Genomic DNA, 23,541 nt, shown 5'->3' with positions numbered 1-23,541 from the left:
GGAAGTCCCTTAGTTTGTGTAGACGCGAATTGTATTCGCTTTAGAAAAAACAATGTTATTATCTAATTCTGTTACTATTACTGATATAGAAGCAGCACAAAGACGGCTTTTGGGTATTGCTCATCAAACACCAGTAATTACCTCTAGTACTGTCAATGAACTGACTCAAAGCCAAGTATTTTTTAAATGCGAAAACTTTCAACGGACGGGAGCATTTAAGTTTCGTGGTGCTTATAATGCCTTAGTGCAATTATCAGTAGAGCAGAAAATAAAAGGGGTGATTACCTATTCTTCAGGAAATCATGGTCAAGCGATCGCACTTGCAGGTAAATTACTTAATATTCCCACCATTGTAGTGATGCCTGATGATGCACCAATAGTCAAACAAACTGCAACTCGCGGTTATGGTGCGGAAGTCATTTTGTACAACCGTGAAACAACTAACCGGGAAGAATTAACCAAAAATCTCGCAGCAGAACGCCAATTAACTTTAATTCCACCCTATGATCATCCTCATGTCATTGCTGGACAAGGTACAACTGCATTAGAACTAATTCAAGAAGTGGGACAACTAGACTACTTATTAGTATGTTGCGGTGGTGGTGGATTAATTTCTGGTTGTGCAGTTACTACAAAAGCACTTTTACCTAATTGTAAAATAATTGGTGTAGAACCAGAATTGGCTGATGATGCTACTCGTTCCTTTTACACTAAAACCCTGCAAACTGTCCACAATCCCCAGACCATTGCTGATGGTGTACGGACTCCCAGTTTAGGTAAAATCACCTTTCCCCTAGTCTTGCAATACGTAGATGATATGGTGACAGTATCGGAAGCAGCCATCATTCGCACCATGTTCTTTATTTGGGAACGGTTAAAAATCGTTGTTGAACCCACTGGAGTCATAGCCGCAGCAGCATTATTAGAAGGTGTAGTTAAAGCACCAGCAGCAAGAATCGGCGTAATTATCAGTGGTGGAAACGTAGACTTAGCGCAAGTTAGTCAATTATTAGAAGCAACTTAATCATCTTTTGTATTACTACCTAGATAGCTAATTATCTAATTACTTGATTTTATGTGAATTGATATGGTAGTCTATGTTTATATTTAATCTACAGTTTCTTGATAGACTTGCCGTAGTTTAGCGCCAGAGTGATCAAATGCACTGTTGAAAATCTGAATTTTTAGCAATCGGGAATCTTCTTTTATGCCAAAAGATTGGTTAGAATGGCACGATCTTTACAATAGCGAACCAAAATTGCAGCAACGGCTAGAAATCGTGCGGGAATATATTTCCTATAGTTTGGATAACTCTCCAACTGGTACTATTCGTGTAGTTAGTGCTTGTGCTGGGGATGGCAGAGATTTATTAGGAACATTAGCAAATCATCCTCGTGCGAAAGATGTATCTGCGAGATTAGTCGAAATCAATCCCCAGTTAGTCGAACGTGGACGTGCAACTATAGAATCATTGGGTTTAACAAAACAAATTGAGTTTATCAATGGTGATGCAACTGCTTCAGATAACTATATAGGAGCAGTACCAGCAGATATTGTGATTGTTTGTGGTATTTTTGGCAATTTATCTGATGAAAATGAACTCAATCGGTTATTAGGAAATTTGAGTTTTTTAAGTAAAAAAGGTGCGTTTGTTCTCTGGACTCGTGGAAATTCTAACGGTATTGCTTATTCAGAAACCGTGCGTAAATACTTCCGTGATTTTGGATTTGAGGAAGTTAACTTTAAACTCACAGCCACAGGAGATATGGGAGTAGGGATTCATCGTTATTTAGGTGAAAATTTACCTACACCCAAAGAAGAACAACTATTTGTATTTTCTAACGGAGATTGCGAGAAATAAATTTCTGAATCTCTTGGGTAAATTTATCGGGTGTAATTATGAGTTTAGAACTAAATATATCAGGTAAAACAGCTATTGTTACAGGTGGTAGTGCCGGAATTGGGTTAGCTACAGCTAAAGCTTTGTATAGTGAAGATGTGAATGTAGTCATTGCAGCCCGCAATCAAGAAAGATTAGAACAAGCAGTATTTGATATTCAATCTTTACCCACAACTGGAACTAAAATTATTGCCATTAGTGCCGACTTAACAAAAGCAGAAGATGTTGAGAAAGTTGTCTCTACAACAATTGAACAATTTAGTAAAGTTGACATCTTGATTAATAATGCTGGTTCAGCCCGTGCAGGATCTTTTTTAGAATTAAGTGATGAAGCATTTTTAGATGCTTGGAATTTAAAACTTTTGGGTTACATTCGATTAGTTAGAGCCGTTGTCCCCCATCTAAAAAAACAGAGTGATGGACGTATTGTTAACATTATTGGTGGTGCTGGACGTACACCCCGCCCCAACTTCCTACCAGGAGGAACATCCAATGCGGCATTACTCAACTTTACAAGGGGCATTTCTAAAGAATTAGCCCTAGATAATATTAGAATTAATGCCATTTCTCCAGGTTTAACAGACACAGAAAGAGGCAAAACTTTAGCAATCCAAAATGCTCAAAGTTTGGGTATTACTGTGGATGAATATAAAGCCCAAGCAGTGAAATCAATTCCTTTAGGAAAAATCGTCAAACCTGAAGAAATTGCAGCTTTAGCATTATTTTTAGTTTCTGATTTAGCTGCTTCTATCACTGGTGCAGAAATTCAAGTTGATGGTGGAACTACACCAGGAGTTTAAGTTAGTTGGTAGGTTGGGAAGCCACCCTTGTGGACAGGTTTCCCAGCTGGAAACGAGTGGCGTTTGACGTAAGGAAACCCAACATCTTCAGGATTTTGTTGGGTTGCTACGATTTTTCAATAAATTAAGGTTACAAAAAAGAGGAATTTCTATGACTCAGAAACAATTATTTTCCCAGGATAGCGATGTTGATCAAACCTTATTAGCTGATGTATTAGTAATTGGTGGTGGACCGGCTGGAACTTGGTCAGCTTGGAGTGCTGCTAATGCTGGTGCAAAAGTGGTTTTGGTAGATAAAGGCTATTGTGGGACGAGTGGCTGTGCAGCCGCTTCGGGTAACGGTGTGTGGTATGTCCCACCAGAACCCGACAGTAGAGAAGCCGCAATGGCTTCTAGGGAAGCTTTGGGAGGATTTTTATCTAGCCGTAATTGGATGCAACGCGTGCTAGATCAAACTTATGCGAACGTCAACCAACTAGCTGATTGGGGTTATCCTTTCCCTACAGATGAAGAAGGTAAACCGTATCGGCGCAGTCTGCAAGGCCCCGAATATATGCGGTTGATGCGATCGCAAGTAAAACGGGCAGGAGTAAAAATTTTAGACCATAGTCCAGCTTTGCAGCTATTGGTAGATGCAGAAGGTGCCGTTGCTGGGGCGACAGGAGTTAACCGTCAGACTGGTGAAAAGTGGATTGTGCGTGCAGGTGCAGTAATCATTGCCACCGGAGGCTGTGCTTTCTTGAGTAAAGCCTTGGGTTGCAATGTGCTAACAGGGGATGGATACCTGATGGCAGCCGAAGCGGGTGCAGATATGTCAGGAATGGAGTTTTCCAACGCCTATGGCATCGCACCTGCTTTTTCTTCTGTCACCAAAACCTTATTCTATAATTGGGCGACATTCACCTACGAAGATGGGACACCTATCCCTGGTGCTGGTTCGCAAAAAGGGCGTTCTGTCATTGCCGAAACTTTGCTAACTCAGCCTGTTTACGCAATTATAGACAAAGCCTCAGAAGAAATGCGGGTAACAATGCGGTTATCTCAACCTAATTTCTTCCTACCTTTTGATCGTGCAGGTATTGATCCCTTTACTCAACGTTTTCCTGTGACTCTGCGTTTAGAAGGAACTGTTCGTGGTACAGGTGGCATTAGAATTACTGATTATACTTGTACAACTTCTGTACGTGGACTTTATGCCGCTGGTGATGCCGCAACAAGACAATTAATTTGTGGTGGCTTTACCGGTGGTGGTAGTCATAATGCAGCTTGGGCGCTATCTTCAGGGTACTGGGCAGGACAATCTGCGGCTACATACTCCCATGATTTAGGTGTGCAAGCCAACCAAAGACCAGTTCAAGCTGTAGGTGGAGCAGGATTTATATCTGGTAGTCAGCGTCAAACTAACAGTGAAGAAATAATTAAAGCTACTCAAGCGGAAGTTTTCCCTTATGATCGCAATTATTTCCGTAATCAACAAGGTTTGACCGAATCATTGCAAAGATTACATTTCCTTTGGCATAAAATTCGCAACAGCGAGGTTGCAGATGATAGCAATATTGTTCGCACCAGAGAAGCAGCTGCAATGGTAGCAACAGCCAGATGGATGTACAGCAGCGCCTTGGAACGCAGGGAAACTCGCGGAATGCACAAACATTTAGATTATCCACAACAGGATGCTAACCAACAACATCATTTAATTAGTGGTGGTTTGGATCAAGTTTGGGTGAAAACTACACCTATTCAGGAAATAAAAACGAAAGAACTTGTAACTGTGTAAATTGTTAGGTTGGGGAGCCATCGCCTTGGACGGGTTTCCCGGCTTGTGGCGAATGGCGTTTGACGCAAGGAAACCCAACATTATCAAAACTTTCGTTGATTTTTTTCACTTCATTCTACCCAACCTTTAATATTAATTGTGGTTTTTTATTATGATTGAATTAGTTAGTGAATCGCGGTGTATTGAATGTAATATCTGTGTCAAAGTTTGCCCGACAAATGTTTTTGACAAAGTACCAGATGCACCACCAACAATTGCCAGACAAAGCGACTGTCAAACCTGTTTTATGTGTGAATTGTACTGTCCAGTAGATGCGCTGTATGTTGCACCGGATGTAGAACCTTTAGCAGGGATAAACGAACAATCATTAGAAGAAGCTAAACTTTTAGGCAGCTATCGGAAAAATATTGGCTGGGGAAAATCTCTCACAACTACAGCTAAACAAGATTCAACATATCAATTGTTAAAAAAATGAAATAAACTCTTAGGGATTTACTAGCCATGAAACTCATTTTACCAATAGAAATTACTAGCGAAATTGAACCTCATTTACCTGAGACTACTATTGTAGTCCGTGTAGATGGTGATGGCAATTTAGATGGTGATGCCACAGATGCTGAAGTTTACTATAGTTGGTTTTATCTCAAACCTACAACTTTACATCGAGTATTAGATGCTGCACCTTCATTACGTTGGCATCATGCCCCAAATGCAGGTGTAAATCATATTTTGACACCAAAATATTTAGAAAGAGATTTAATTTTAACCAATGGTACAGGGGTTCATGCTATTCCCATTGCCGAATTTGTAATTGCTTATTTACTTTCTTACAGTAAGCAATTACCAACATTATATAAGCTACAAGCTGAACATAATTGGCAAAGAGGCTGGCAATTTCAAGAACTACTAGATAAAACTTTATTAATTATCGGTGCAGGTGGAATTGGTCAAGAAATTGCTGTTCGTGCTAAGGCTTTTGGAATGCGTATTTTTGGTAGTTCTCGTCACCCAAAACCATTACCAAATTTTGACTGCGTGGTAGGTGCTAATGAGTGGAAAGAATTACTTCCAGAAGCCAATTTTATTGTTATTGCTACACCTTTAACGCCAGAAACAAAGGGAATGATTGATGTGGAAACCCTGCGTTTATTTCGCCCCGATGCCTATTTGATTAATATTGCACGAGGAGCAATTGTTGATGAATCAGCACTTACCCAGGCTTTACAGGAAGGATGGATTGCTGGGGCAGCTTTAGATACAGTATTTACAGAACCATTACCAGCAGAGAGTCCTTTATGGTTATTACCTAACCTTTTTATCACACCTCACTGTTCTGGTCATTCTCCCAGGGCTAAAGAGCGTTGGCGTAGCCCGCCGTAGGCATCGCTTGCCCTGTTTCTTGATAATCTAACCCGCTATCGTCAAGGGCTACCTTTACGTAATATAGTAGATAAAAATGCAGGTTATTAATCAGCCAATTAATTCGATGTTTAGGAGGATTTTTAGAAAAAAGTGATAAAAAAGCCTAGCTCAGAGATTAGATCATGCCATAGGGATGAAAAAACATAATACTTTTAACAATGCTGGTAAACTGACTGCTTTACTATGTTTACTCACCCTCTTACTCACACCTTTTGTAATAGTTAATGCTGGTGAACGCGGTGTATTAATGCAATTTGGTCACGTCCAAGAACAAATATTAGGAGAAGGAATCCATTTAATTATCCCTGTCGTTAATACAGTTAAAAGAATCAGTATTAGAATTCAAAAGCAGGAAATATCGGCTGAGGCTGCTTCTAAAGATTTACAGAATGTTTTTATTGATGTAGCTCTTAATTGGCATATTCTTCCAGATAAAGCCAACACTATTTTTCAACAAATTGGTGATACGAATAATATTATTGAAAGCATTATTAATCCAGCAATTGAAGAGGTATTAAAATCAGTTATCGCCCAATATACGGCTGAAGAAGTAATTACAAAACGTGCCAATGTTAAGATACAATTAGATCAGGCATTAACCACCAAACTAGGGAGCTACAACATAGCTTTTGATGATATATTTTTAGTTCATATTCGCTTTTCTGAAAAATTTAGAGAAGCCGTAGAATCAAAACAAATTGCGGCTCAGGAAGCAAAGCGGGCTGAATTTATTGCTTTAAAAGCAGTAAAAGAAGCAGAAGTCAAAGTTAATTTAGCTAAAGGTGAAGCAGAAGCTCAAAGTTTACTCAGAAACATTTTGACACCCCAATTACTACAAAGGCAAGCTATAGAAAAATGGAATGGGAGGCTGCCATTAATTATAGGTAAAGATAATCTGAAGCTTGGAAATATTCAGGAGTTAATTACAGCCGGTGAAAATTAAATTTGATGAGATCATAGAGAACAAATTTTAGCAACTACTTAGGGCTTGCTGAAAAAGTTATCTGTGAGGGCTAGGAGTCAGGAGTCAGGAGTCAGGAGGAAGAATTAGAAGGAGATCAGAATATTCTCAAATCTGGGTAAATGAACGGTTTTTGATGATTTCATCGCTTATTTCTTGCACCTTCTCCTACTTTTTTCAGCCTGAAACTGTTGATATATCTAGGTTTTTGGTTTATTCAGCAAGCCATACTTAAACAAAATTATTTAAACATTTTTGAATACACATGAAATCGCTGTATTCTTTCACTGTTGCCCGTTCTCTATCCCCATGCCCAATTATGTAATTTATTTTGCATGATTACTAAATTACCCATTGGCAAATAAAACAGGAGTATCAATAATTTTCAATTGAATTAAGAGTACAATCACTAATGTATATACAGTTGAAGAAATTAGACTGTGAAATAAGTCTTTTTTCAGATTACGTTCTTTGTCTTCTTGTTGAAACATATCTACTGAACCAAATTGCATCAACAGAATGCCTATAATATTTGATAGCCAGTAGCCAAGAATAGTACAGGGAAAAAGTAATTTGGGTGATAATAAACTACATAAATACCCAAAAAAGTAAGCAATTGGTAAATTGAATAATAAATCATTCCACCAACATAGGGGAGAAAGCAAGTATCCCAGTACTAGCAAGAATCCACCTCTTAGTTTCTTCCAAATATTGATACTGGAATGCGCTGGAGGAATTGTTGCATTTTCACAACTGACACTGACTTCTGGGCTTTCTGTTTGGAGGATACTCATAAAAACACACTAATTCTATCGACTTAATGTAGTTTAACTTGGAAAGCGAGAAAATGTCCAGCTTTTAGCAATAGTATAGCGATTGTCATAATAAACCTCATCCAAGTTGAGAGCTAAAGTTTTTCAACTTAGTAATATGCTCCAATTAGGCTATAAGTCAGACTAACAAGGACTAATGATGTAATGATGACATAGATAAAATTTCGCTGTAAAAGAAAAGTGAAGAAAGAAATAAACACACGTAAAATAGGGATAGCAATGAGTAGTAACAGTCCTAATTGAATAATCCCTCGTCTGCTACCTGCCAAAACCGCATTTACTACACCTGTTGGGGAGCGAAACTCTGATGGTGTGCCTAAAAATACTTGATATTCAGCAGGTTCAGAGCCATGATGAATTAAGTACAATATTCCCCCGAATAATACTACAGAACTAGCGATTAAAACTCCATACTTAAGGAGGTTACTGAGTAAATATTCTAATTGTTTTTCACTTGTTGATTTTGTGAGTTTTTGATTACTCACATTTTCATCATGATGACTTATTTGTGCTGCATGATTGAAACGCTGTTCTTCTAACTCTTGAATATCAGAATCTCGCTCCTCTAATTCAAAAGCGAAAGTTCCCACTTTTGTTTCTATCTGTGTTGTGCAAGTCCACCGAAAACCAGAATTTAATTTATACATAATTACAGCCCTCCTATTAGACTGTTATAGACCATTTTTAAAGCCATTACTACCAATACAAAACTGAAAATAATTCTGAGAATCTGGGTTTTAGCACCAATTAAGATTCTGGCTCCCAAAAAAGCACCTGGTAACACTCCCAACATGACTGGCATAGATAAACCTGGATCTATGTATCCCTTTGTTAAATAAACACCTGCTGAAGCGGCGGCTGTTACGCCAATCATGAAATTACTGGTGGTAGTAGAAACCTTAAAAGGTAGACGCATGGCTTGATCCATCGCCAATACTTTGAATGCTCCTGAACCAATCCCCAACAGCCCAGAAAGCACTCCTGCTACTAACATAATACTAAACCCAGCAGGTAAAGCATGAACTTGGTAAGGAATTACACCATCAGAAGTGGGGTAAGTACCATTAAGCTGGAGATATTCTGCTAAGGGATCTGGTGAAACAATTTCTGTTTGTTCTGGTCTAGGTCGTTGAGATAGATATGCTGAATAAATTAGGACAATTGCCAAAATCAATGAAAGTATTTTTACAGTTACATGAGTGGCAATTAAAGCACCAATGAGAGCGCCTGTGGTGGTGGCTACTTCTAAAAACATTCCCAAACGCAGATTAGCGTAGCCTTTTTTAATATATGTAGAGGCTGAACCTAAGGATGTGGCAATGACTGATACTAATGATGCACCAACGGCGTAGCGAATATCAACACCAAAAACGGAAGTTAATAATGGAACTATGACGACTCCACCACCTAACCCAGTTAATGATCCGACTAAGCCGGCGCTAAATGATCCCAGCCAAACTAGTAAAGAAAATGCTAGTATGCTCAATTTGAGTTCCTCTTTTTTTAATCTATATTTATGATGCCTAGATAGTTTTGGTCAGCAGTATGTAAACATAAGCAAAGAGTTTATTTATGAATAAGATTGAGGAGGCTAAAACTATTACTGTCGATGAAAATAAAAGCACCTAATCCTATTAAGACAAAGGGCATGAAACGATTACCATATTTAGTGAAGATATTAGCAATAGCTTGGTTGTGAGTTAATTTATGTGCTATGTAACACAAAACTCCCACCAGGAGAAAGAAAACACCCAAAATTATTAGTAGACTTTCCCAATTACTGCTGGCGAATATCGGTACATAAATACTAATATTATCTGTTCCATTGGCAAATGTCACAGCTGCCACACTATAAGTTTGCAAATTGAAAAACTGCGCTAAGTGCGATAGCGAAGCGCTCCGTAGGAATCGCACAGAGTTTAGTGCCGGAGGCAATCGCTCTGAGACTTCTGTATCTGTCTCCACATCCTCTGATTCATCCCCTTCTTGATTCATTAAAGTCTTGATCCCAATTATGATTGGGACTAAACCAAATAAGCCAATCCAAGGACGGGGTAAGATTAAACCGCCAAAAAAACCAGGCAAACTAGCCAAAATCAAGGCGGTGAAACCTAGATACTGACCAATAATAATGTGCCAACGGCGAAATTTAGCATTTACCTGAGAGAAAAATAAGGTCAAAATGACTAAATCATCAATGTTCGTGGCACTAAAAGCCATTGCTCCGGTACTAATTGCAGTTACTATACTCATAGCGATTTTAGATTTTATAGTTTGATTTTTTCCAATTACCAATTACCACCCCTTAATAGTTATTTCTCTCCGCGAACCGGGCATGAATATCATCAACTCTTTGACGTATTCCTGCTACTAAAAGAGGAGAACGCTGTTTTTTGATAAAAAACCAACTACAAGTAGCAAAAAGATACAACAAGAACAAATAAGGAAAGGTATTATAAGGAGCTTCCGGTACTGGAAACAGATTACTACCAGGAATCCCTACACTCCCTAAAACAGGAATCATCATAAACGCCACAGCTAAAACTGCAAACACCACATCTATCGGTTGGAGTTTTCTGATTTTGTATAAATAAACTGGAGCCGCTACGGAAATTAGAATATAGACAGTTAAAAATCCATAACTGCAAATAGCCCCTAAATAGCCCATACACTCAAATAGTTTGATATTAAAGAAGGACATCATCGCCGGGATAAAAAATGTCAATAGTGAACACATTGTTACTGCAACATGAGGTGTTCTATTAGCTGCGTGGGCGTTACCTAAAGAGGCGTGAAACAAACCATGACGAGCCATTAAAAACGCTACTCTAGCCGCAGGATTAATACTGCCAAGAATACAAGCGAAGAAACTAAACAACGCCCCTAAAGCCACTAATTCTCCTAAAAAACCCACTCCTGCTTGTCGGGAAAGGAAACCCAAAGGTTCTTCGGTGTCAGTAATAGAGATTCCAGTACCTTGAAAACCAAGAATTTCTATATAGGTTGTGGAAACGAAAAATAATCCTGCAAGGATGACACTACCCATCACAGCCCTGGGTATGGTGCGTAATGGCTTTTTGGCTTCATCACCTAAGCTAGTAGCACTTTCAAAGCCGGAAAAACCAAACATTACCAATACCAGCCCTGTGGCTACACTACCAGGAGTCACACCAGAAAGGGTGATTTGGGACATATCCACAGCAAAACCTTTGTGCGCCCAAATGATAATGCACAAGATTGCTATTAAAACTAAGGAAGCACCTTCTAGCCAAAGCATAGCTACAGCCGAAAGTTGGATATCTTTATAAGCTGCATACCAGGAAATTCCTGCACCAATAGCTAAAAGTGTAATGCTAGAAGGATGAATACCCAAATGACCAATCAACATTCCACTAAAATTAGCAAAGCCGCACAGAACTGACATTCCCGTAAATAAATAAGCCAGCACTAAACTCCAACCGCAAATTACACCTGCTGTCGGTCCTAAACCTTGGGTGATGTAGGAATATAGAGAACCAGGAGATGCAGAACGACTAGCAAATTGGTTAATGTTAAGACTGACTAATAATAACCCAATCAACCCAATTACAAAACTTAGCCAAGTACCATTTCCTGAAAGTGCCACAATCAAGCCAATATTAGATGCTGGAATAGTTGTAGGTGCAATTACAGCAAATGACTGCGCTAATACTTCGGAAAAAGAAAGGCAATTTGACCGTAATCCATGAATACTTTGATGGGAAGATATTTCTTTACTCACTTTCATGTTTCTCTAATTTGAAATGACGCATACATAGATAGATGATGGGGAGATTTTGATGTTTGTCTGAATAAATAACTATGGTTAATGGAAATGTAAAATCTTCCTTTTATGTGGATGCTGTCAAGCCTATTAGACAGCCATAAATTCTGCCTCTCTACTAAGCTACGGATAATTTTAGTGATGCATTAATAGGCTTGTCAGTTCAATTATTTGTAATTTATGTGCAAAATTCTCTCTAATAATAAACTACAACTGCTATTCATAGATAACCCCTGTATCTATTAATCACAGTTACTATCATTAGTTGTATTTTATTGAACAAATCAAATAGTACCTGATGTATTTCTATTATGCAAGTGTTTAGTATTACTTTTTAGGAAATTTATTGATATTTGATAAATCCTCAAAAGTTCATCGGAGTTTGTGCGAATTGATTTGTATAAAAAAAATATTTAGGAAATAATTATTAATAGTCTAAAAAAATACACTACGTCATTATGAGGATTTTAGATTCATATATGACTAGAACCGTTGAAAATGCTGGAAATATTGATCAAATAAATACATAAATCAACTAAAATACTGGGTATTTTAACAATAAGAATCATATTGTTGCAAATCTGAATTAATGATGGTAATTTAAAATTGCTCATTATTCGGTAAGTAAAATAATTATGACTTTGTAGTTTTATTTTGATGAGAGAATTTATTTTTGACATTTTCTCAAGTTGTTTTCTACTTCTGCTCACAGGGATAAACTTAATTATTAAGCCAGGAATTGCTGCCATGAAAAGTTTGAAATACATATTGATGATTGCAATATGCTGTATCAGCCTATTATTTTCTGAATCTGCATTAGCAGATCCGCCACGATATAAGAAAAATCCTGATTACATAGCACTAACTCAACAACTGCATCAGTTAGAAACTGCTAAAGCTACACAAACTCCACCTGAAGGCTATACACCAGAGCAAATTGAGCAAGAAATCAGTGAATTAGAGTTTCAAAAAATTGCCTTTGAGTCAGGAATTGATTGGGGACAATGCAGTAATCAAACAGGAAAGACTCTAGCTATATATGGACCAGAAACAAATTTGGAAGATGATGATTACTCTAATGGAGCAGCATTATATTTTTTAGGTGATATTCAAACGACGAAAGACAAATGGAATTGTAAAGGAATTTATCTACCCGCTGATGTTCAAGCTGTAGCTTTAGCATCAGATGGACAAAACCAAGTATTAACTGGTGGTATTGTCATCAAAGTTCCTAATGGCACTAAATTAGTATTGAAGTCAAACCCAAATACAGGTGCAATTGAGTTTAATCAAGCGGGGACACAAATTCTCAAACCTGGTGAGATTAACTGGTTTATTCCTAATGTTTCCCAAGCAATTGTAGATGCAAGAGTTACTAACGCACCTACTAAAAAAGCTTAAAAAGGCAACAGGGAACAAAAGGTATATAGAATTGATACTAGATCCCCTACTTTTTCAAGAAGTAAGGGATCTGGGCAGTCTCATTTTAATTTTGAATTGGTTAATTGTTTTTCTTCAGGAAGTAGAGTTGTTTCAGTTTTTATGTTGCTATTAGTAGCGGTGACTCTATACAAATTAGGCTTGATAATGAGACTGACACCAATAGCCCAAGCTAACGCAACCATCCAACCGGCAAGAATATCACTGGGGAAGTGAACTCCAAGATAAAGACGCGTCCAAGCAATGGCTAAGAGGTACAAACTACCAATAGTTAGAACTAACCAACGCCAAGGACGATGCCAAGTTAAAATGACTAAAATTGCTACCAATGTCATACTTGTCATCGCATGACCACTGGGAAAGGCATAATCAAATTCAGGTGCTTTTGATATCCATAACTGGGGACGCACTCGGTGCATAAATTCTTTGGCTGTGCGGTTGATAAGGAGAGTTCCCAAAGCCGTAGTGAGTAAGTAAGCAAAAGTTCTCCATCTGCGATCGCGTAATAATAGAATAGCGATCGCACTCAACACAGGTAAAGCAGTCCAAAATGACCCCCATTTAGTCAACACTACGGCGAAAATATCCAGTTGCGGATTAGCTGTAGAATGGATTGCCCACAAAATTGGCGCATCCCAAGGAAAACCGTCTTCACTTTGCCAAATCTTCACCGCTAGTATTTCCACAACCTGCAAAGGTAAATACACACCCATTAACATCAGCAACAAAGAACGCCAATGAGAAAGCAGCAGGTTTTTCAAAAAATTAAGCGGTGACTTGCGTCTATCCTTAAACATCTTTGCTTTATTTATAACTACAAGCCTAATTTATATTATGTCTGCTTGAATACTTTGATGCAAACAAACAGAGAGTTGTTGGATCATCAATTAGCCAGAAATTATATTAAACCATCAGCCATATCATATTTTTTTAGTTGACTAATTAATTTAATCAGCAATACAATCCCACACAATTGTAGTTTGTATTGTTCTAGATTCTTGATCCTATGATTCTCTATCCTCAACAAGAGAATCACAAAAAAGAGGATAAGTTTACAGACATTGACACTGGACTTTTAACAATTTTAATACTAAAATACGGTAAGCCAATCGGAATAACGTATTTTAGTTAAGTTAAAAAAAATAACCACCTGTATTTTCATCAAGGGGAAAATTCATCCTTCAGAAGTGATGACAGTTTGTTCACCAGATTTATAATCATGCTCAACTCTTACACGTTACAGCTAAAAACAACTACCAAATAGGAATATGGACTATTTATTACTACCAGTTTTCAGTTTTTTCATAGGCATCGTCGTCGGTTTAACAGGAATAGGTGGTGCATCTCTGATCACTCCCATGTTGATTTTTGTTTTTCAAGTACCGCCTTCTATTGCTATCAGTTCAGATGTGGTTGCTGCCACATTAATGAAAGTAGTGGGTGGAGTTAAACACTGGCAACAAAAAACCCTTGATTTAGAAGTAGTCAAATGGCTGGCAACGGGTAGCGTTTCCGGTTCCTTGCTAGGTGTAGGAGTTTTACACCAACTCAGACAAAGTGGAGAACATAACATAGATAGCCTCTTGCTGCGGTTACTGGGAGTAATGATTTTGATAGTTACATTAACAGCATTAGTACAAATGTTGTTAATGACATTTTTTCCTAAAGTCAATTTACCTGAATTACCAAAATTAAATTTAAAAACCAATCAAGGACGTTTTCTCACCGTACTTATTGGCGCAATTTTAGGTTTTTGTGTGGGTATAACAAGCGTGTCATCAGGGTCTATGTTTGCCTTAACTCTGATAGCATTTTTCCGTTTAGATGCACGCAAATTAGTGGGTACAGATATTACTCAAGCAGCGATTTTATTAATATTTACATCCCTTGGACATTTGACATTAGGAACTGTTGATTGGAGTCTGGTCATACCAATTTGGATAGGTTCTGTTCCCGGAGTTATCATTGGTGCAAAACTTTGTGAGATCACCCCTCAACGTCCACTAAGATTTATTATTTATAGCATCTTAATGATGGTAAGTTGGAAACTAGTTGCCCAAGCATAATTACCTCTGCATACCTCTGCGTTTTAATTTTTCTTAAAAGCCAATAAATCAAAACTACCTCGTTCGTACATAATAAATAAACCCAAACCAATTAACACAAAAGGAACAATAGCCTTACCATAGCGACTTAAAATATTACTAATAGTAGATTGACGGTTTAATAAATAAGCAATGCTATACCAAATACCTACCATGACAAAAAATACTGCCAAAATTATGCCTAAACCGACAATACTTTGACCTGCAAATAAAGGTATGTAAATACTAATATTATCACCGCCATTAGCAAGTGTTATAGCCGCAACTTTATAAGTATTTGGATGCAGAATACTCAATAAGAAAGAAGATGCAGTTTTAGACTGTGATGATTCGGCAAACTCAATATTGACTGTCTGAACTTCTGTGCTTTCTTCTTCCCGATTTACTAATTGCTTGATCCCAATAGCAATTGGTAATAGTCCTAGTAATCCAATCCATTCTCGCTGAATGACTAAGCCACCAAAGAAACCTGGTAAGCTGAGGATAATAATGGCTATAAATCCAATGTATCGACCGATAAAAATATGTCTACGGCGAAAATTTTCATCTATCTGCGAAAAAAATAGTAGCAGAATAATGATATCGTCAATATTAGTGGCAGCAAAGGCAATTATCCCTTCTGTAAAAGCGGTAGTAAGCCTATTCATGGTAAAATTTTATAATCTACAATTTATTAACATACCAAACTTTAATTGTTTCATTGCATATAAAAACATTTCTTTTAACTGACTGTTACACTAAATGCTCAAAATTTATGTATTCTAAATACTATAGATTTAAAAAAATTGACATATGAAAAAATATCTGCAATCTAGTAAAGTTATTGATTTCCAGCATCCTTTAGTTATGGAACTGGCGCAAAAAATTGGCTCAAAATATCAAACTTTGGAGGAAACTGCTCAGGCTTGTTTTGAATGGGTACGGGATGAAATTCGTCATAGCTACGACTATCAAATGAATCCTATTACCTGTAAAGCCTCAGATGTACTTCAATACAAAACAGGTTATTGCTATGCGAAAAGTCATTTATTAGCAGCACTGCTTAGAGCTAATGGAATTCCATCAGGTTTTTGCTATCAGAGATTGAGCATTAATGATAATGGTGAACCTTATAGCTTGCATGGATTCAATGCAATATATTTACCGAAAATAGGTTGGTATCGTGTTGATGCTAGAGGAAATCGTCAAGGTGTTAATGCTCAATTTATTCCCCCAAAAGAGCAATTAGCTTTTAAAATTCAATTTCCCGAAGAAGCCGACTTTCAAAACATTTTCGCTGAACCACTTGAACTAGTAGTAGAAGCTTTAAAAGCTTACAATACATGGGATGATCTGCTGATTAATCTTCCTGATATTCCTCTAAAATCTTTTAAAGAATATGGAATTATTGTGAATAAAGCTAGACCTATGGAGTGTTAGCCAAAAGTACGATACCATTCTTATCCAGTATTAATGATGCGTTCATAACGCACTACAAATTTTAGATTTTTAAAATTAGAAGTCCTTGATCTGAAAATGGCTGTAAAATCTTGATCTGCGAAATCAAGGGATATGTAAATGAGCAATATTATTACTCCAATACTCACAGGGGTATTTGCCTTCATCGCTACTAATATTGATGATATTGTGATTTTATTGGTATTTTTTTCTCAAGTAAATGAGAATTTTCGCCCTTGGCAAATTGTTATGGGTCAATATTTAGGTTTTACTATTCTCGTCATCTTCAGTTTACCAGGTTTCTTTGGTGGGCTGATTCTGCCTCCAGCATGGATTGGTTTACTAGGTTTAATTCCTATAGGTATTGGTATTAGTAGCTTAGTAAATAAAGAAAAGGAACAATTAGCTGATGTTCCAGAGGAGATAATATCACCTGCTACATCAATAAATAATTATTCATTAACACCACAAATTTACACTGTGGCAGCAATAACTGTGGCTAACGGTAGTGATAATATTAGCATTTATATACCGTTATTTTCTAGTATTTCCTTCAACAGCTTTTTACTAATTATTGGTTTATTTTTTTTTCTTTTAGGAGTTTGGTGTTATGTGGCATATCAATTAACCCATCAGAAAAAGGTAGCTGATTTTTTTACCAACTATGGTAATTATCTTGTGCCGTTTGTGCTGATGGGTTTAGGGACTGTAATTGTGTGGAAAAGTAAAGCTTTAAGTCCGTTAAAACTCCTTGGTAGTTGTATTTGTTTATTGATTTTGCTGAAAAAAGATGATAGTAATCAAAATGCAGGAGATGAGAAAGAAATTGTTCCTATCACTAATGATGAAAGTTTCAAACTTTAATTAACCATTCATTCTCATCAGCATCTTTAAATAATGAGGTGCTGAGGTAGCGTTCACCAAAGCTAGGCTGCACCATAACTATCAATTTATTGACATTTTCTGGACGCTTGGCCAGTTCCAGTGCTGCATATAAAGCCGCACCAGCAGAAATTCCTGATAGCAGTCCTTCTTCTTTTGCTAACCGACGACTGTAGATAATCGCTTGATCATCTGCGACTTGAATAATTTCATCAACAAGTTCCGTCCGATAGATAGCGGGAATAAATCCAGGGCCTATCCCTTGAATTTTGTGTGGACCGGCTTTTCCTCCTGCTAATACCGGACTATTAACTGGTTCAACTGCTACTGCTTGAAAGCTAGGTTTGCGTTGTTTGATTACTTGGGATACACCTGTAATTGTTCCTCCAGTTCCTACTCCTGAAACAAGGATGTCAACTTCTCCATCTGTATCATCCCAAATTTCTTCAGCAGTGGTGAGAGCGTGAATTTGGGGGTTAGCAGGATTGCTGAATTGTTGCAACATATATGAATTGGGGGTGATGGCGACAATTTCTGTTGCTCGTGCGATCGCCCCCCGCATTCCCTCAACCCCTGGTGTTAACTCTAATTGCGCCCCATAAGCCTTGAGCATTAATCGCCGTTCTTGGCTCATTGTATCCGGCATCGTCAAAATCAGATGGTAGCCTTTAGCGGCTGCAACCATCGCTAAAGCAATTCCTGTATTTCCAGAAGTTGGCTCAACTAAAGTAGTTTTACCAGGAATAATTAAGCCTTGTTCTTCTGCTGCTTGAATCATGCTCACGCCAATTCTGTCTTTAACAGAAGCCGCAGGATTCATACTTTCTAGTTTGACAACAATCTGCGCTAATGCTCCTGACTGTTGAGGAATCTTGTTTAACTGTACTAAAGGCGTTTTACCTACTAATTCGGTAATATTTTTCGCTATACGCATGGCCTTACCTCTTGATGACTAAATGTAATACATGGGATTATTTTGGGCGCGAGTCTCTGTTTCCTGGCGTAAATCTTGGAGTGTATAGCTACGCAAAACCTCAATTGAAGCCGCGTTAGCTTGCTCCCAGATCTCTAGAACCAAAGTTTTTTCTATCGTTGGAGTCTCAGGGCTTTCTTTCTCTTTCCGTTCACCTTCTACCAAGGTGACAATTTCTAGCAAAGTAATTTGCCAAGGTTCGCGCATTAACAAAAAACCTCCTTTGGAACCACGTTGACTCTGTACCAAACCCGCACGCCGCAGTTGAGTGAGAATTTGTTCGAGATAGCGTTCCGGTATAGGTTGCTTGGCCGCAATCTCGTTCATAGTCAAAGGAACTTTTTTATCGTGATGGCTGGCCAGTTCTAACAGTGCTAGGAGCGCGTATTCCACTTTCGCAGAAAGATCCAGAAGAGCGTAGTTTTGACTATTCAAATCTGTACTCAGAATACTACTGTACATTGATAGGGTTTTCGGCTTTTAACCGAAATTATTTTGCTTTTAGGTGTTAGATGTGATAGTGCCACACTTACAATTAGTAAAATATCATAACTCTATCGGATTTGTGGTGATTATGTACAAGATTCTCAAAATTGCTTAATATTTCGTGGGAATTATCCTTATCTATCTGGCAAGAGCAATGCTTTTAGATCGAGAATCATGTATACTACGGTTAGTACATCGGAAATTTGTAATATTTAAGCTGATGTCATTATACACAGGTCTTACTCAATCATCTACTAACAATACTCAAAAGCATTTCAACAGGCGATCGCTATTGCCAATTCAAAAAAATGCCCTCTGGCAAATAGAAAGCGGCTTTGTGATGACATACACTTATCTAGAAAACGGTACAACAGTAGCGTTGGGATTATGGGGTCCGGGAGATGTAGTTGGTGAACTGCTATCGACAATGAAACCCTATCAGATCGAATGTTTAACCAAAGTAGAAGCGACTGCTTTACCTGTGGTTGATTGGCATCAACTCACACCAATTTTGCTTTACCACATCCAACAAGCAGAAGAATTAATGGTGATTCGTAGTCATAAAAAAGTAGAGGCTATGCTGATTCAACTATTAGCATGGTTGTCAAAAAAGTTTGGCTCAGAAGTAGAGAAAGGGCGTTTAATTGATATGCGTCTGACTCATGAAGATTTAGCAGCACTGATCAGTTCTACCCGTGTGACTATCACTCGTATATTAGGACAATTGGAACAGGAGGGATTAATTGATAGACTTTCTCTGCATCGAATTATCGTGCTACAAGAGGATATTTGGTATTACGAAATTTAAAGAACTTCCAATAAAACATCCCATGAAAGATGATAATAATTATGGCTCTTTAGTACTTGTTATGCTAAACTATTAGATATAATGCCAATTTAATAAGCATCTAATTCGGAAATTCTCAAAGTTTTTAAATCCATACCCCGAACGTTTTATTAGTTTAAGCTTGTTATTAATTCCCTCCACAGTACCACTGGTTGTCCTATTATCAAAGTAAGTGATAATTTCACTAAACCAACGAATAATAGTATTGTTACTATTTGGGAAGTACTTCTTGGCTTTTGATAACAGGGTAAGCTCATCTAATTTGGTATAATATGTACTTGACAAAGTAAACAAAATAAGCAATGAGAGATTGCGTAGAAACAATACTTGACAGATAAAACCGATAAGTGAGATGAAAACAATGCTGTAGTTGAAAATCTCATAAAACACCCTATATGTCTCAAGGCTTTGACAACAAAACTGCCGATGCTCAGAAAATTTTTCCTTCTGAGAGAAAACTAACAGAAGTAGCAGATATCGGGTGTATTCAAAAAAGTTTAGTTCAGCACTTCCAAGATATCAAAGATCCCAGAGTAGAGAGAACTAAGAAACATCAACTCACAGATATCTTGGTAATTGCTGGAGCGCAAGGATGGGAAGACATGGAAAATTATGGCATTAGCAAAAAACAGTGGTTAGAGAAGTTTTTGGCATTACCTCACGGTATTCCCTCTGATGACACGTTCCGCCGGGTATTTGAGTTCATTAATCCAGAAGAATTGAATCGTTGTTTTCTGCAATGGGTAGAAACCGAATGGCACTAAGAAAAGAGATCAAAAATCTCGAATCACGCTCTAGCAATAGATTTGAAAGAATCAAATAGAGAAGTGCTATTCAGTATATTGAAGAGATAGGTAAAAAGAGATACTAAAAAAATACTGTAGAAAACGTCTCTTAGAGTCTGAGAAACTAAACCAGACCATAAGAGACAACAAAAAAAAAAGATTAGCTACAGTATGCCAAATCGAGTGAAAATTCTCAAGGAAAAATTTAGTCAAAGTGTGGGATTACCCTTTGCAGAATTACTACCGGAATCGGTAATTAATGAGAGTATTCAAGAATTAAATCTAAAATATCACCAAAGAATATTTTCACCAGTAGTAAGGATATGGGCATTTTTATCGCAAGTGCTGGATGTAGATAAAAGTTGCCAAAATATAGTGAGTAGAGTAATAGCATGGTTGAGTACGACAGGAGCAGAATTGCCATCAACAAATACAAGTGCATATTGTCAAGCCAGAGAAAGATTACCAGAGAAATTATTGTCAAAATTATTTTCTAAAATAGGAATGGGGTTAGAGGAAAAAGTATCGCAGCAACAGTTGTGGTGTGGTAGGTCAGTGAAAATAATTGATGGTTCCACTGTGTCAATGCCAGATACAAAAAGTTTGCAGGAAGAGTATCCACAGCAGAAAAGCCAGAAACAGGGGTGCGGTTTTCCGGTAGCGAAAATATGCGTGTTATTTTCACTGGCTACAGGTGCAGCATGGGAAGTAGTAATAGATAAATTAAATGTACACGATATCAAACTAGGAAGAAATTTATATAAATTTTTGAATCCAGGAGATGTGCTGTTAGGAGATAGAGCCTTTTGCGCTTATGGGGATATCTTTTGTTTAAAAAATCAAGGATGCGATGTAGTTTGTCGGAAGAATCAAAAGCGTAAAAGTCACCCGGTGGAAGGAGAGATTACCAATGCATCAGACAGACAAGTAATTTGGTACAAACCGAAAACTAGACCTGCGGGAATGAGTCTAGAAGACTACAGGAGTTTACCAAAAAGTTTAGTTGTCAGAGAAGTGACATATTCGATAAATATCCCTGGTTTTCGCACAGAAAATGTGACGCTAATTACGACTTTATTAGATACAAATACATATTCTCTAGAAAAACTGGCGGAACTCTATGGTTTACGCTGGCAAGTTGAGTTGGATTTAAGGCATCTTAAAACCACTCTAAATATGGATATTTTGAGATGTAAATCTCCAGCAATGATTCGCAAAGAAATCTATGTATTTTTGTTAGCATACAACCTATTGCGAAGTTTGATGTGGAATGCTGGAAATCTTTATGGAGTTAATCCTCTATCTCTTTCTCTACAACGCTCTCGGCAGATGTTTATTAACTTTATTCCTACATTTTTATCGGTACAATCCAAATACCTTCGTCACTATTATTTGACTTTACTAAAACTGCTGGTTCATCAGTCCTTACCCTTTCGACCTAATCGCATTGAACCCAGAGTTCAAAAACGCCGTCCTAAAGCTTATCCCTTTATGCAAAAACCTCGGAAATTACTCCGAAGGACACTAATTAAAGACAATTTATCTGTCTTTTCTTAGTGCCATTCGGGTAGAAAACCTTGTCACCAAGATGGGAGGAGAAATAATCCCCATAGATGGGAAGACAGTTAGGGGTTCATATGACCGAAATCAAGGGAAATCAGCACTTCATGTCATTAGTGCCTGGTCGAGTGAACAACGTCTGGTTTTGGGACAGATGAAAGTAGAAGATAAATCTAATGAAATTACTGCTATTCCTGCATTATTAGAATTGCTGGATATCACTGGCTCCATCATCACCATTGATGCAATGGGGACACAAACAGAAATTGCTAAAAAGATTATCGAAAACAATACTATAGCCAAATTACGAGGGTTAAACGGCTGTAGAAGCATTGTGAATACGACCAAGAGAGGTTAGTTTGGCAAAAATCTGGGATAATAAAATAGGCTCAGGCTGTTGCGGAAGCATTTTTAACATTTCCCGAACATATCGAAAACCCCGACAATAAGCCTTTATATCAACAATGCCAGAGCCAGGATTATCTTCACGAAACTGAGCAAGAAGATAATGAGACTTTCTTGACCATAAAAAAAGAAAGATTAACAGCATTAGTCACAGCAGTTTGACCTCTGTTCATAAAATCTTCTAATCCCCAAAACTGTTTGGCATCCCGGAAATTAAATTCAATTTGGAAGCGGAGTTTATAGTAGTCGATTATTTTCTCATAAGATAAAGTTATGTCACTAGAAAACAGAATTACGTGACTGCAAGCATTAGTTTTTAGATTGGTTTTTACCAAAATCACTACATTAAGAGGCTGGGCAAATTCTTTGTGCAGTAAGGTAGCTTGATAAGTATTGGTTTGGATATCTTCTTCAATACTATTTTGACGCAAATATTCACCAGGAATATTACGCCAGTCAAATCTATCTCCCTTCGGGTTCAGCAGTCCCCTGCGACGGGAAACCCGTCTTCAGGGCTGCTTCACCGTATTTACGACGAGAAGGATGATGAGGATCAGAATTTTGGTAAGGTATATATAATGCCGAATCGTGGCGTAACTTGGAAATTATGTGTAACTTTACCTGCCTAGCCATCTGCAAAGCATTATTGTTCCCAAAGTGACCGTCTACGACTAAGTAGGTGAGAGGAATAAAGTCAGCTACTAACTTGAATAACTCATTAATCATCTTCTGAATTCGTAGTAATTCAAACGTGAAAATCACTTCCGTTTTATTTTTATTCTTACTTCCTTTAGGTCGTCCACGTCCACGTTTTTCTTGGGGTTTTATTTCCGGGTTTGGTGAGACAATACTTTTTTCTACATCGCTCTTGATTACCTGTTCTATCTGAATCGGAAATGAGTGTCTTTGCTGAACACTTACTAATGATAATGTAAAGAAAGATAGTCCCGATATCGGCTTGCTTAACAGACTTGAAAAGAACCTATCTAATCCATGTGTTTTTTTGCCCGCTTTAGTTATTACCACCTCGTCTCCTGCGAGCAGATAAACATCCTTTGGAGAAAACAAATGCCGCCGAAAAAACACCCAAAATAATGTTGCCCAGGGTATGACTGTATGAAAGAAT

At 37.7% G+C, this 23,541-nt stretch carries 21 protein-coding genes and 5 pseudogenes; 15 read left to right on the top strand and 11 right to left on the bottom strand.

What is annotated here, in order from left to right:
* The first annotated feature begins 52 nt into the window (after window positions 1-52).
* The 7 genes and pseudogenes from ACOWPH_RS00275 to ACOWPH_RS00245 all read left to right on the top strand — a co-directional run bounded on the left by ACOWPH_RS00275 (window position 53) and on the right by ACOWPH_RS00245 (window position 6,842).
* Complete coding sequence (locus ACOWPH_RS00275) at window positions 53-1,024, top strand: threo-3-hydroxy-L-aspartate ammonia-lyase (RefSeq protein ID WP_015213444.1); 972 nt, start codon at window positions 53-55, stop codon at window positions 1,022-1,024.
* Window positions 1,025-1,207: 183 nt separating this feature from the next.
* Window positions 1,208-1,861, top strand: coding sequence for a class I SAM-dependent methyltransferase family protein (locus ACOWPH_RS00270; protein WP_015213443.1), 654 nt, complete (start codon window positions 1,208-1,210; stop codon window positions 1,859-1,861).
* Window positions 1,862-1,899: 38 nt separating this feature from the next.
* Window positions 1,900-2,700 carry an SDR family oxidoreductase gene (locus ACOWPH_RS00265; protein ID WP_015213442.1) on the top strand — a complete coding sequence of 267 codons (801 nt, stop codon included), beginning with the start codon at window positions 1,900-1,902 and terminating at the stop codon, window positions 2,698-2,700.
* Between the two features lie 151 nt (window positions 2,701-2,851).
* Window positions 2,852-4,477 (top strand): FAD-dependent oxidoreductase, encoded by a 1,626-nt coding sequence (locus ACOWPH_RS00260; protein WP_015213441.1) that lies wholly within the window; start codon window positions 2,852-2,854, stop codon window positions 4,475-4,477.
* A gap of 151 nt (window positions 4,478-4,628) precedes the next feature.
* Window positions 4,629-4,952 (top strand): 4Fe-4S binding protein, encoded by a 324-nt coding sequence (locus ACOWPH_RS00255; RefSeq protein WP_015213440.1) that lies wholly within the window; start codon window positions 4,629-4,631, stop codon window positions 4,950-4,952.
* A 26-nt stretch (window positions 4,953-4,978) separates the two neighbouring features.
* Window positions 4,979-5,947: pseudogene (locus ACOWPH_RS00250) on the top strand (D-2-hydroxyacid dehydrogenase).
* 85 nt (window positions 5,948-6,032) lie between these two features.
* Complete coding sequence (locus tag ACOWPH_RS00245; protein ID WP_015213439.1) at window positions 6,033-6,842, top strand: prohibitin family protein; 810 nt, start codon at window positions 6,033-6,035, stop codon at window positions 6,840-6,842.
* A gap of 365 nt (window positions 6,843-7,207) precedes the next feature.
* Here ACOWPH_RS00245 and ACOWPH_RS00240 read toward each other — a convergent pair whose 3' ends face one another.
* The 5 genes from ACOWPH_RS00240 to ACOWPH_RS00220 form a co-directional block, all read right to left on the bottom strand.
* Entirely contained in the window at window positions 7,208-7,654 is a 447-nt protein-coding gene (locus ACOWPH_RS00240; protein WP_015213438.1) for a hypothetical protein, read from the bottom strand.
* A 128-nt stretch (window positions 7,655-7,782) separates the two neighbouring features.
* Window positions 7,783-8,340: a DUF1634 domain-containing protein gene (locus ACOWPH_RS00235; protein ID WP_015213437.1), complete on the bottom strand. Its 558-nt coding sequence runs from the start codon at window positions 8,338-8,340 to the stop codon at window positions 7,783-7,785.
* Between the two features lie 2 nt (window positions 8,341-8,342).
* Window positions 8,343-9,179, bottom strand: coding sequence for a sulfite exporter TauE/SafE family protein (locus tag ACOWPH_RS00230; RefSeq protein WP_015213436.1), 837 nt, complete (start codon window positions 9,177-9,179; stop codon window positions 8,343-8,345).
* Between the two features lie 80 nt (window positions 9,180-9,259).
* A complete protein-coding gene (locus ACOWPH_RS00225) occupies window positions 9,260-9,946 on the bottom strand; it encodes a cadmium resistance transporter (RefSeq protein WP_015213435.1) in 687 nt (228 codons plus the stop codon).
* A 52-nt stretch (window positions 9,947-9,998) separates the two neighbouring features.
* Window positions 9,999-11,459: an APC family permease gene (locus ACOWPH_RS00220; protein ID WP_015213434.1), complete on the bottom strand. Its 1,461-nt coding sequence runs from the start codon at window positions 11,457-11,459 to the stop codon at window positions 9,999-10,001.
* A gap of 783 nt (window positions 11,460-12,242) precedes the next feature.
* On the opposite strand from ACOWPH_RS00220, the gene ACOWPH_RS00215 reads away from it, so the two are divergent.
* On the top strand, window positions 12,243-12,896 hold the full coding sequence (locus ACOWPH_RS00215) for a hypothetical protein (RefSeq protein WP_015213433.1): 654 nt from the start codon (window positions 12,243-12,245) through the stop codon (window positions 12,894-12,896).
* Window positions 12,897-12,976: 80 nt separating this feature from the next.
* Here the strand turns inward: ACOWPH_RS00215 and ACOWPH_RS00210 are convergent, their stop codons facing one another.
* Window positions 12,977-13,732 (bottom strand): phosphatase PAP2 family protein, encoded by a 756-nt coding sequence (locus tag ACOWPH_RS00210; protein ID WP_015213432.1) that lies wholly within the window; start codon window positions 13,730-13,732, stop codon window positions 12,977-12,979.
* Window positions 13,733-14,203: 471 nt separating this feature from the next.
* Here ACOWPH_RS00210 and ACOWPH_RS00205 point away from each other — a divergent pair, with 471 nt between their 5' ends.
* Complete coding sequence (locus tag ACOWPH_RS00205) at window positions 14,204-15,001, top strand: sulfite exporter TauE/SafE family protein (protein WP_015213431.1); 798 nt, start codon at window positions 14,204-14,206, stop codon at window positions 14,999-15,001.
* Window positions 15,002-15,024: 23 nt separating this feature from the next.
* Here ACOWPH_RS00205 and ACOWPH_RS00200 read toward each other — a convergent pair whose 3' ends face one another.
* Entirely contained in the window at window positions 15,025-15,687 is a 663-nt protein-coding gene (locus ACOWPH_RS00200; RefSeq protein ID WP_015213430.1) for a cadmium resistance transporter, read from the bottom strand.
* A gap of 145 nt (window positions 15,688-15,832) precedes the next feature.
* Between ACOWPH_RS00200 and ACOWPH_RS00195 the strand changes: the two genes are divergently transcribed.
* Both ACOWPH_RS00195 and ACOWPH_RS00190 read left to right on the top strand, forming a co-directional pair.
* Window positions 15,833-16,459: a transglutaminase-like domain-containing protein gene (locus tag ACOWPH_RS00195; RefSeq protein WP_015213429.1), complete on the top strand. Its 627-nt coding sequence runs from the start codon at window positions 15,833-15,835 to the stop codon at window positions 16,457-16,459.
* Window positions 16,460-16,597: 138 nt separating this feature from the next.
* Entirely contained in the window at window positions 16,598-17,341 is a 744-nt protein-coding gene (locus tag ACOWPH_RS00190; RefSeq protein WP_015213428.1) for a cadmium resistance transporter, read from the top strand.
* Here the strand turns inward: ACOWPH_RS00190 and cysK are convergent.
* A complete protein-coding gene (gene cysK / locus ACOWPH_RS00185; RefSeq protein ID WP_015213427.1) occupies window positions 17,331-18,293 on the bottom strand; it encodes a cysteine synthase A in 963 nt (320 codons plus the stop codon). The genes ACOWPH_RS00190 and cysK overlap by 11 nt on opposite strands.
* An 18-nt stretch (window positions 18,294-18,311) precedes the next feature.
* Complete coding sequence (locus tag ACOWPH_RS00180; protein ID WP_015213426.1) at window positions 18,312-18,794, bottom strand: RrF2 family transcriptional regulator; 483 nt, start codon at window positions 18,792-18,794, stop codon at window positions 18,312-18,314.
* Window positions 18,795-19,038: 244 nt separating this feature from the next.
* Here ACOWPH_RS00180 and ACOWPH_RS00175 point away from each other — a divergent pair, with 244 nt between their 5' ends.
* Window positions 19,039-19,626, top strand: a complete 588-nt coding sequence (locus ACOWPH_RS00175) for a Crp/Fnr family transcriptional regulator (RefSeq protein WP_042464681.1) — start codon at window positions 19,039-19,041, stop codon at window positions 19,624-19,626.
* A gap of 72 nt (window positions 19,627-19,698) precedes the next feature.
* Here the strand turns inward: ACOWPH_RS00175 and ACOWPH_RS00170 are convergent.
* Window positions 19,699-19,899, bottom strand: a pseudogene (locus ACOWPH_RS00170) (transposase); the annotation flags it as partial.
* Window positions 19,900-20,060: 161 nt separating this feature from the next.
* On the opposite strand from ACOWPH_RS00170, the pseudogene ACOWPH_RS00165 reads away from it, so the two are divergent.
* From ACOWPH_RS00165 to ACOWPH_RS00155, 3 genes and pseudogenes are all read left to right on the top strand, one after another.
* Window positions 20,061-20,417: pseudogene (locus ACOWPH_RS00165) on the top strand (ISAs1 family transposase); the annotation flags it as partial.
* Between the two features lie 204 nt (window positions 20,418-20,621).
* On the top strand, window positions 20,622-22,007 hold the full coding sequence (locus tag ACOWPH_RS00160; RefSeq protein WP_015213424.1) for an IS4 family transposase: 1,386 nt from the start codon (window positions 20,622-20,624) through the stop codon (window positions 22,005-22,007).
* Between the two features lie 10 nt (window positions 22,008-22,017).
* A pseudogene (locus tag ACOWPH_RS00155) lies at window positions 22,018-22,296 on the top strand (ISAs1 family transposase); the annotation flags it as partial.
* Between the two features lie 27 nt (window positions 22,297-22,323).
* Here ACOWPH_RS00155 and ACOWPH_RS00150 read toward each other — a convergent pair.
* A pseudogene (locus tag ACOWPH_RS00150) lies at window positions 22,324-23,540 on the bottom strand (transposase); the annotation flags it as partial.
* Window position 23,541: the final 1 nt, after the last annotated feature.

It is taken from the genome of Anabaena sp. PCC 7938, from assembly GCF_049315035.1.
Taxonomy (GTDB): domain Bacteria; phylum Cyanobacteriota; class Cyanobacteriia; order Cyanobacteriales; family Nostocaceae; genus Anabaena; species Anabaena cylindrica.
This window is presented reverse-complemented; position numbering and strand designations above follow the sequence as displayed.